7 protein-coding genes and 1 pseudogene are annotated in these 9792 nt (G+C 35.4%); 7 read left to right on the top strand and 1 reads right to left on the bottom strand.

What is annotated here, in order from left to right:
* The first annotated feature begins 393 nt into the window (after nucleotides 1-393).
* The 7 genes from glmS (at nucleotide 394) to ACZ2M0_RS09090 (ending at nucleotide 8114) form a co-directional block, all read left to right on the top strand.
* The gene (glmS, locus tag ACZ2M0_RS09120) at nucleotides 394-2205 is read left to right on the top strand and encodes a glutamine--fructose-6-phosphate transaminase (isomerizing) (protein ID WP_490059251.1); all 1812 of its coding nucleotides are present in this window, start codon (nucleotides 394-396) and stop codon (nucleotides 2203-2205) included.
* Between the two features lie 251 nt (nucleotides 2206-2456).
* Nucleotides 2457-3272, top strand: coding sequence for a Cof-type HAD-IIB family hydrolase (locus ACZ2M0_RS09115; protein WP_490059250.1), 816 nt, complete (start codon nucleotides 2457-2459; stop codon nucleotides 3270-3272).
* A gap of 24 nt (nucleotides 3273-3296) precedes the next feature.
* Nucleotides 3297-3734 carry a CopY/TcrY family copper transport repressor gene (locus tag ACZ2M0_RS09110; RefSeq protein ID WP_046331910.1) on the top strand — a complete coding sequence of 146 codons (438 nt, stop codon included), beginning with the start codon at nucleotides 3297-3299 and terminating at the stop codon, nucleotides 3732-3734.
* Nucleotides 3735-3770: 36 nt separating this feature from the next.
* A complete protein-coding gene (locus ACZ2M0_RS09105; protein WP_490059249.1) occupies nucleotides 3771-4484 on the top strand; it encodes a hypothetical protein in 714 nt (237 codons plus the stop codon).
* Nucleotides 4485-4625: 141 nt separating this feature from the next.
* Nucleotides 4626-6149: a glycosyltransferase gene (locus ACZ2M0_RS09100; protein ID WP_490059248.1), complete on the top strand. Its 1524-nt coding sequence runs from the start codon at nucleotides 4626-4628 to the stop codon at nucleotides 6147-6149.
* Between the two features lie 131 nt (nucleotides 6150-6280).
* Entirely contained in the window at nucleotides 6281-7678 is a 1398-nt protein-coding gene (locus ACZ2M0_RS09095) for a DHA2 family efflux MFS transporter permease subunit (RefSeq protein WP_490059247.1), read from the top strand.
* Between the two features lie 10 nt (nucleotides 7679-7688).
* A complete protein-coding gene (locus tag ACZ2M0_RS09090) occupies nucleotides 7689-8114 on the top strand; it encodes a MarR family winged helix-turn-helix transcriptional regulator (protein WP_490059246.1) in 426 nt (141 codons plus the stop codon).
* On the opposite strand, the pseudogene ACZ2M0_RS09085 reads toward ACZ2M0_RS09090, so the two are convergent.
* Nucleotides 8079-9792 (bottom strand): annotated as a pseudogene (locus ACZ2M0_RS09085) (IS1182 family transposase); the annotation flags it as partial. The gene ACZ2M0_RS09090 and the pseudogene ACZ2M0_RS09085 overlap by 36 nt on opposite strands.

The following is a 9792-nucleotide window of genomic DNA, read 5'->3' as shown; positions in this document are numbered from 1 at the left end:
ATTTTTTGTTAATTTTCATTGTAATTACTCCTTTATCCTTAAATTCTAATAGCTATCTGGTTAATTGTCTATTAAGGGCTACAATTTACCTAAAACAAAAAGGCAGCAAGAAACCCGCTTTCTTTTGCATATTGAATAATACTTGAATATCATTTTTGTTTATTATCTGATGGTTTATGCTTATACGAAGGTATAACTGTCCTCAATTAAGATCTTCATCAATTATTTTTGCCTGCTTTTTGTGTTAGTAACAGTAGTTTCACATTATAGTATAGACCAATTGCAAAATTAAGGCTTGACCAATTAGTTAAAAAAGTCTAATATGCCATACGTAAGTTGAAATAATTAATTAGCCCAAATCAAAAATTTTTTACTAGACCAAAGGAGAAATATATGTGTGGCATTGTTGGCATTGTAGGGAAATCTGCTAGAGAAATTGTTTTAAATGGATTGTCAAAGCTTGAATATCGCGGATATGATTCTGCGGGAATTTACCTCAATGATTTGGCAGGAAAAGAATATTTAACTAAAACTGCTGGTCGTATCGAGGACTTGAAGAACAAAATGACCCCAGAAGAGCAAGGCATGGTTGGAATTGGTCATACTCGTTGGGCAACACATGGTAAGCCCACTGAAGCTAACGCTCATCCCCAATTTGATGAAACCGAACGTTTTTATTTAGTTCATAATGGTGTAATTGAAAATTACCAGGACATCAAAAAGCAATATCTCAAAGATGTTTCCTTTAAATCTGACACAGACACTGAAGTAATTGTCCAATTAATTAGCAAATTTGCTCGTGAAAAAAATGAAGATGCCTTTACGGCTCTAAAGCAGGCCCTACAATTGATTAAGGGATCATATGCCCTTTTATTAATAGATAATCAAAATCCAGATCATATTTTTATTGCTAAAAATAAATCTCCTTTGATGTTGGGACTTGGTAATGGCTTTAATGTGATCGCATCTGACGCCTTATCGGTATTGGATCAAACCAAAACTTTCGTTGATTTACAAGATGGTGAAGTCGGAGACATTACTCAAAACGGGTATCAGCTTGAAACCCTTGCTGGTCAAAAAGTTGAACATCAACCATATGAGTTAAATATTGACGAAAATGCCGCTTCTAAAGGCACCTATGAATTTTACATGCTTAAAGAAATATGTGAGCAGCCAAGTGTTTTACGGCACTTAGATCAATATTATCTTGATCAAAATGGTGACCCTAAAGTAGATGCTAAAATTATTAATGCTTTATCAAAGGCAGACAGATTATATATCTTTGCTGCTGGTACAAGTTATCATGCGGGTTTAATTGGTAAACAACTTTTTGAACATTTAACTAAAATTCCAACTGAAGTAGGTTTTGCTTCAGAAGCGGGCTATCATTTTCCCATGATGTCCAAGCACCCATTCTTTATTTTCTTGTCGCAATCAGGTGAAACGGCTGATTCACGTGTTGTCTTGCAACAGGCGATCAAGCGGGGCATTCCCAGTCTAACTTTGACGAATGTGCCTAATTCTACTCTGGCGCGCGAAGCTAATTATGCTATGTCACTTGAAGCAGGTCCTGAAATTGCCGTAGCCTCAACTAAAGCTTATACTGCACAGGTTGCTGTTCAAGCGATAGTTGCCAAGGCATTAGGAGAAAAAATAGGTATTAAAGACGCAGCAGATTTTGAGTTAAAAAAGAATTTTGCTTTAGCTGCGGAAGGAATAGAACAAGTTATTTCCAGCCAGGAGAAAATTGAACAGCTCGCTCAAAAGAATATTATACCAAGTCGTAATGCCTTTTATATTGGTAGGGGGATTGATTATCCAGTAGCTTTAGAGGCTGCCCTTAAACTGAAAGAGGTTTCTTATATTCAAACTGAAGGTTTTGCAGCAGCCGAACTGAAACATGGGACAATTTCATTAATTGAAAAAGGTACACCTGTGATTGCTTTGATTAATGACTCTGTCACATCTGATCTGATGCGGGGCAATATTCAGGAAGTAATCGCACGCGGAGCAACTGTAATTACTATTGCGCGTAAATCATTAGCCAAACTAGCCGATGATATTGTTTTACCTGAAGTTAATTATTATCTTTCGCCACTTGTTAGTGTGGTTGCAGCACAATTATTTGCATATTATGCAGCAAAAGATAAAGGATTGGATGTGGACAAACCACGTAATTTAGCTAAAAGCGTAACGGTAGAATAGGTAGAATAATATTTTGGCTTTTTTTGGAAAAGATATTGGCAGAAAAGAAGGGTTAAAAAATAAATCATATTATTGATTAATCCCTGAAAAAAAGAGTAGGCAAACCACTAAAAATGATATGACCCTAGAATTTAGAAGTTATATCAAACTGAAGGCTTGTCTACTTTTTTAGTATGGATAATGACCTACTTTTTTCCCAGACTCTTTTGTATAATAAAGAAAATAGTGAAAATGTGTAGGAGGATATTATTTTGGCAATAAAGTTGATTGCGGTTGACCTAGATGGCACTTTGCTGACAACTACAAAGCAGATTTTACCTGAAACTGAGAGAGTTCTTAAACAAGCAGATAGTCAGGGTATAAAAGTGGTTCTGGCTACAGGTCGACCATTGTCTGGTACAATTGAATTTAATAAACAGTTAGGTTTGCAGGGTAAAAGGCAATATGACATTGTTTTCAATGGTGCTGTGATCCAAGACTTGGCGGGCAATATCTTAATGAATGAAGAGATGAACTATCGCGATTTTAGTAACATGAGGAAATTACAAAGATTAGCTCAGGTTAACCTTCATTTTGAAACCCCAGAATGCTATTGGACATGTGATCGTGATATAGGAGTTAACCTGGCAAGGAATGCAACTTTTACAAATAATGTGCTTAAAGTGCGTAAAGCTGAAGAAATAACACAAGACTTTGCTTTTAATAAAGTAGGTTTAAGCGTTCTTGATGATGAGCGAGAAGTTGATAAATTATGGAATAATATTCCTCAATGGGCTTTTGCAAAATATGATATTGTTCGCAGCTTTTCCTCAATTGTTGAAATCAACATTAAAGATGCTTCCAAGGGAAATGCTGTTTTACAATTAGCTGAAAGATTGAAAATTAAGCCAAGTCAAGTTATGGTGTTTGGCGATCAGGGCAATGATGTTTCCATGTTTACAAATCCTGACTTTATGAAAATTGCCATGGGTAACGCAATCGAAGAGATAAAAGATTATGCAGATTATGTGACAGAAGATAATGATCATGATGGAATTGCCAAAGCAATAAAAAAGTTTATTCTGTAGTAAAATAAAGTTGAGTTGATTATTATGGTAGAAAAAAATAGAGAACATAATATTTCCGAAGCTGAGTGGGAAGTTATGAGAATAGTGTGGACTTTAGGTGAAATTCACACTGGTGAAGTGATTCAGCAGCTGCAGGCAAAAAAGAACTGGTCTGAATCTACTATCAAAACTTTGATGGGACGTTTGGTCAAAAAGGGTTTGTTAAAAACCCGTAAAGATGGTCGCCGTTTCGTTTATTCTGCTACTGTTACTCAGATCGAAATGATGATTCAGGTCACAAAAGAAATGATGAGTCATATGTGTGATATGCATAAAGGTCAGGTAATGATAGCTATTTTGAAAGATATGCCTCTTGCTCAGGGTGACATCGCTAAGATAGAAAAAGAACTTGCTTATAAAAAAGAAAGTGCTCCTGAAATGGTTAATTGTAACTGTTTAGCTTCGGGTCAACATGACTGTTAGATTAAATAGTTAATATTAATGTGGGAGGTTAATTTAATGAAAAAATTTGCTAGTATTTTATTCCGAGTGATTTTTACTGCAGCGGTTTGTATTTCTGGCTTTCTGCTACTTGAGTCACCAATAACTATTAATGTGCAAAATGTTCGTGGCATGGCACAGAAAGTAATTAAAAAAAGCGTAAATGATACTGGTGATTCAAGGCTAAAAGGTACCTTGAAACTGGCTAAAGATTTCGGTGTTGAGGATAAAATTTTAGAGCAATTACCTAAAAAGTATCATAATGATATGTCTTATGTCAGCTTATATAATCTCGGTGTTACTTATCAAGAAAATGGAGAAGTGTCTGCTAAAAATTTGTCTTTTCCTGAAAATAATGAAGTACAAAAAGCTGTAAGCAACCTTCTGCTAAATAAAATTAACAATGGTTTAGACGAAAACAAGAACAAAGTTAACCAAAGTATTAGTATTTTTCATTATTGCCTTTTTGCAACAATATTAGTTTTTATTTTAGCTGCATTATTGATGTTATTCGGTAAATATTGGGCTTCAATTATTTTATTAATTGCAGCTATCGGATCATTTGGAGCATTACAGTTTTTAGCAAATCAATTAGTTCAATGGCTGGAAAGCAATGTTGTCAGCGGGATTTCATTAACTACCTCCCCGATTCTGTGGGCTGGTTTAGCCTTGGGCATAATTGCTGCAATTATTTGGCCTTTAATTTTAAAATTAACTAAAAAGCGGCAGTAAATAATTTATAATTTAACTAAAGTATTAGCCGAATATAGAGCGGCTAATGCTTTTTTGCTTTTTAAATTCACTATTTATATTTAGAGAATTTATGCTAAAATTAACTATGACAGTTTTAATATAGGAATAAAAGGACAATTTATGTATTACTTTTTAGATAATAGATTAGATGCGAATAGTTCGGGAATAGAGCACGCAGAAGTCAAAAGATTAATGCTCTTTAAACGCAATCACGTTAAGGCAAAAATAGTGACATCAGAATATAACCGATTTGCTCACCGTAATTTACCTTTGTATAACATGACCGATGATGATTACGTTAATAAGTTCGACTTTTTTGCCGGCACAGTAAAGTTTACTAATCGTATTGTAACTATAAAAGATTTGCCGATTCCTAGTGACAATAAGGTGAAACAAATTGACAATGGTTATGAAGTCTATGAGGGTCAACGTAAAACAATGACTATTATTATGTTACCTAATGGTAGCATTGATACAATTAAATATTTTAATGCTGATGTCCACTGTATTAAACAGGATTTTTACGATACACGTGGATTTAAGAGTATGACCCAAATTTATGATACAGTTGATGGTCATTTGATTTATGAATTGTTCTTTCGTCCGAACAATACCATTTACTATGAAATCTCATATGAAAGAAAACCAAATGTCTATCCAGCCACTAACATTCAAATGACCGATATTCATGGCATTGTCCACTCACTAATGAATAATGGTCAGGCCTTTACCATCATGCTTGATGAATTGAATCAGCAAGATGGGGATGAAATATCAACATTTATTTCGGACCGTTCCAATATTACCAATGTACCAATGATTAATATGAAGACGTCTGCCAGAAAAATTGAGCATTTTCACAGTATTCATTTTAGAGATTACTGGGATCCTACTTCACCTCTTACTTACAACTCAATTTCTAATAATGAGCTACTTAGTAAGACCGATTTAGTAATTACTCCTACAAAACAGCAAGCAGATGATATGCGTAAAAGGCTACGGACACAAGTACCAATCGTTGCTATTCCTGTTGGAATAGTGCCAGATGAGCAGCTACATGCTGAACATATTCCGATGAGTGAACGCACTAAAGGTAAAATAATAGTAGTAGCTAGACTGTTTTATGAAAAACGGATTGATGATGCCATCAAAGCTTTTAATCAGGCTTATCAAAATAATGATTCGCTAACCTTAGATATTTATGGTTATGGTAATGGTGCTAATAATTTCAAGGAAGAAAAAAAGTTAAAAAAATTAGTACAGGATCTGGGCTTGGAAGATGTAGTACATTTTATGGGTTATGCGAAAGACATGAATCATATATATGATGATGCGCAGCTTGCTGTTGCTACATCCAGGTATGAGGGTTTCAATCTTTCTGTACTTGAAGCTCAATCTCACGGTGTTCCAGTAGCTTCATATAATATTAATTATGGAGTAGAGGACTTAATCGCTGATGGTCAGAGTGGCTTTATTGTACCAAGTGGTCATATAGATGATTTAGCTGCCAAAATTACTGAGTTTTTTGCTAGTCCAAAATTACGCAGGAAAATGAACGATGGCGCATATGAAAATGCTAAACGCTTTTCAAGTGAAAATGTCTGGCGTTATTGGCAAAAATATGTGATTGATACTGATAAATAAATATTTAATTATAAGAAAAACATCTGAGTTTCAGGTGTTTTTCTTTGCTCTGTTTTATTGCATTTTTAGCATATGTGAGTTAATATGGTTATTTAGTTAGCTTGCTAACTAAATATTCAGGAGGAATTTGAATGCAAAGAAAATTAGACGCAAAATTAATTTGTTCCGTTTTCGCAGCCGGATTAATGTCTTTTTCGGGTGTGCTAATTGAAACAGCGGGAAACGTTACTTTTCCTGTTTTGATGAAGGATTTTCATGTTAATATGGCTACCGTACAGTGGATGACAACTGGTTATTTATTAGTTGCTTCTATTATTATGCCATTATCTGCATATTTAAAAAGAAATTTTAGTTCAAGAAAACTTTTTGTTACAGCCGCTACCTTATTTATTTGTGGTTTAGTGATTGATGCAGTAGCAAACCAATTTATTTTTCTAGTACTTGGTCGTGTTATTCAAGGAGCAGGAGCGGGAATAGCTATTCCATTAATGTTTAATATTATTTTGGAACGGACACCCTTAGATAAAATTGGATTGCTTATGGGAATAGGAACAATGATAACGGCAGTTGCTCCAGCTTTAGGACCAACGTTTGGCGGATTAGTCGTCAATACGTTAGGTTGGCGTTATATCTTTATTTTTATAATTCCGGTGATGATAATTTCTCTATTAATGGGTATAGCTTCAATTAATGACGAATCTAAGAAAATTGTACATACGCAACTTGATACAGCAGGCTTTCTGAGCATTGCTTTAACATTTATCGGCTTGATTTTTGCTTTTAGCAATTTGTCTACTATCTTACAAAAACCATTTATGTTTATTTTACCTTTAGCAGTCGGCGTTATTTGCTTAATTATTTTTATCAAGCATTCTTTAAATACTGCTACTCCGTTAATTAATATTAGAGTTTTTAAAAATACTAAATTTACCCAAGGCATCACGGCTTATTTTATTTTTCAAGTTAATACCTTAGGATTGTCTTTCATTTTGCCAAATTATGTTCAAATTGTTAATCATTCTACAGCAATGACTACAGGTCTTCTGCTTTTAACAGGTGGACTTGTCGGAGCAGTGCTCTCACCAATTAGTGGCAGATTGCTCGACAATTATGGTCCCAGAAAACCAATTATGACTGGTGCTTTTTTTGAAATAGTAGGCGGCATTCTTTATTGTTTATTTGCTTCCTCACTATCATCTGGCAAAATTATTCTGTTCTATGCTATTACAATGATGGGTATAGGCCTGGTAATGGGTGATACTATGACTGCTTCCATTGGTCAACTAGATGAAAAAGAAAATACAGATGGCAATGGTCTGTTCAATATGGCACAGCAATTTGCTGGAGCTGTCGGCACGGCAATTATTTCAGCTATTATGCAATTTGTGGAACAGCTGAGTGGTCAAAGCACTACTACTGGAAAATATATTGAAGCTGCTCAGGTAGGTTTTATTTTTATTCTGATTATTGTTCTTGTTGGTGTATACTTACTTTATCAAGCTACAAAATCGGTAAAAACAAAGGAATAGAGTAAGATTAATGAACAGATTAGGATTAGCCTTACAGCGTATACAAAATACTTTTAATCGTAATGTTGATTACTACGCTAGAAAAATTGGCTTAACCGGAACACAGATGCTAATTATTGAATATTTGACTTCATTTGCCCAAAACAAATCCATTTATCAAAAGGATATTGAGCATGAATTTAACATTAGGAAGTCTACTGCTACTAATGTATTACGCTTAATGGAAGAAAAAGGTTTAATTACCAAAAAAGTTGATCAACATGATACACGATTAAAGGCAATAATCCTAACTGAAAAAGCTATCAAGCTGGGACCAAAAATAACTTATTATTTTGTTAATTCTGAGAATAGTTATGCTGAAATTTTAGGAGCCGATACGAAGAATGAATTAGTAAAAAATTTACAGAAGCTGAATGAAGCCATATCTGATAAATAGATCAAAAGTGTCTGGGAAAAAACTAACTCCCAGATAACAAAAGACGATCAATTTAACTCTTAATTTGATCGTCTTTTTCTGTCTCTTTTTATTCTTGAATAAAAAAGAATGGTCCTTAGGCCATCTTCTGTGCCAATATTTGCTTAAATTCATCATCATGAAGGCTATTCCAACATCGGTTTCTACCTTCTTTTTCCCTCTTAAATGGGTTCGGCGCATGCCAAAGACGTTCTTCAAATGCCCGAAAACGGGCTCGACATCATACTTTCTCATGCTATAGCTGTGTCTGCCTTCGGGACTTTGGAGAACTGCTTTGGCTTTTTCTTTTAAGTATTGCCAGTTAGGATTATAGCGTACTTGGCGCTGATGTCCGCTTTTGGTTTTTGCCAATTGCTCTAGTTCCGGTGTTAGTTGTACTTCATCTGCTTCATAGACCTTAAAATCACGTACTTGACCAGTCGAGCGCTCCTGGCGCTGGCTATAATATTTGAAGTTGAATTTAACGCCATTTTGATCAAGGTAGTAATCGTCTTTTTCATTATAGAACCAGTTAATCAGCTTAGTCGGATCATTCTTATATTTCCGAGTTTGTTCCTTTTCGTACATGGTATAAGGAATGTAGTACTTTTTATTTGAATACTTGTCTTCTAGCAGTGAGTAGTTATATTCACTGCCATAACCAGCATCGGCGACAATCTTGTCAAACTTATCCAGTGTCGTCATTTGTTTTAAAAATGGTTCTAGGGTCTTAAAGTCAGTTGGATTAGGATACAAAGCAAAGTCAACTACATATTGATTCGTAGTCGCTGCTTGAATATTGTAGCCTGGCTTGAGCTGCCCATTCTTCATATGATCTTCTTTCATATGCATGAAAGTCGCGTCATGGTCTGTCTTGGAATAACTATTGCGCCCGGCAAAGATTTTTTCTGCTTCTTCATATTTCTTCATTCTAGGAACATAATCTTTTTTTAGCTGATGAAGCAGCTTCTTAAGACCACGTCTTCTGGCTTTTTTAGGAGAACCACCAGGAATGACTTTAGGCTCTTGCGCAATTTCCTCAGTCAGTTTTTCAATCTCAGCTTCGGTTTCACGCGCTAGTTCGGTCAAACCGTGGCTGGTCTGTACTTGCTCTTGCGCCATTGCTTTAACGACTTCTTTAGCAATCAGTTCGTCATAAAGCTCTGCTGCTTGACCCTTTAGCTTTTCATGAAACTTCTCGACCGCCTTGCGCCAAACAAAAGTATAGCGATTAGCATCAGCTGCAATTTTTGTGCCATCAATGAAGAGCGCCCCCTTCATTGATCAGGCCTTCTGCCTCTAAAAGATTAGCAAAGTAAAGGAAGCTTTTCTTAACCAATTCGTTAGCGTGGTCGCTTGATCTAAAGTTATTGATTGTATGATATGAAATCTGCTGGTGCTCAGCTAATACCATCATCGGCAGATTTTCTGCCAGCAGCAGCTCAATCTTTCTGCCTGAAAACACTCTGCGAGAATAAGCAAAGAGCAAAATCTTCAGCATCATAGCTGGGTGATAAGCAGGCCGCCCAGTTTTGGCAGTATCACCCAGCAAAACTTCTTCTGGGATCGAGTCAACGAACCAGCCAATCACGGTCGCTAAGTGATTATTAGGAATAGTAAAGTCTAAATTAAGTGTTAAAGCAGTTTGGCCTGTGATATA

It is taken from the genome of Lactobacillus sp. VURO6/B1 (VP7), assembly GCF_058139575.1.
Note: the sequence above shows the minus strand (reverse complement) of the source record. Positions and strands in the feature narration are given on the sequence as shown.

Excerpts from the sequence above, each read along its gene's own strand:
- glmS (WP_490059251.1), top strand. The coding sequence starts at position 394 with ATGTGTGGCATTGTTGGCATTGTAGGGAAATCTGCTAGAGAAATTGTT.
- ACZ2M0_RS09090 (WP_490059246.1), top strand. The coding sequence starts at position 7,689 with ATGAACAGATTAGGATTAGCCTTACAGCGTATACAAAATACTTTTAAT.
- ACZ2M0_RS09105 (WP_490059249.1), top strand. The coding sequence starts at position 3,771 with ATGAAAAAATTTGCTAGTATTTTATTCCGAGTGATTTTTACTGCAGCG.
- ACZ2M0_RS09100 (WP_490059248.1), top strand. The coding sequence starts at position 4,626 with ATGTATTACTTTTTAGATAATAGATTAGATGCGAATAGTTCGGGAATA.
- ACZ2M0_RS09110 (WP_046331910.1), top strand. The coding sequence starts at position 3,297 with ATGGTAGAAAAAAATAGAGAACATAATATTTCCGAAGCTGAGTGGGAA.
- ACZ2M0_RS09095 (WP_490059247.1), top strand. The coding sequence starts at position 6,281 with ATGCAAAGAAAATTAGACGCAAAATTAATTTGTTCCGTTTTCGCAGCC.